The sequence below is a fragment of the Massilia aquatica genome (assembly GCF_011682045.1).
GTDB classification, from domain to species: domain Bacteria; phylum Pseudomonadota; class Gammaproteobacteria; order Burkholderiales; family Burkholderiaceae_D; genus Telluria_A; species Telluria_A aquatica.
The window spans coordinates 1-215 of record NZ_VVIW01000096.1 but is presented as its reverse complement, the minus strand read 5'-3'; the positions used below and the strand labels follow the sequence as shown (position 1 = coordinate 215).

Here is a 215-nt window from a genome sequence, read left to right as displayed (position 1 = left end):
AAAGGCCGGGTTTCCCCATTCGGAAATCTGCGGATCAAAGCTTGTTTGCTAGCTCCCCGCAGCTTATCGCAAGCTACTACGTCCTTCGTCGCCTGTAATCGCCAAGGCATCCACCATGTGCACTTATTCGCTTGTCCCTATAACGTTAGCCTCTGTTCCGGAGAACAAAGAGCGTTACAGAGATAAGAAAGTACAGCGTTGTTGCTTTGTTTTGA

1 rRNA gene is annotated in these 215 nt (G+C 48.8%); it reads right to left on the bottom strand.

Annotation, left to right across the window (positions count from 1 at the left end):
* Positions 1 to 137, bottom strand: a 23S ribosomal RNA gene (locus F1609_RS34020); the annotation flags it as partial.
* Between the last annotated feature and the right edge of the window lie 78 nt (positions 138 to 215).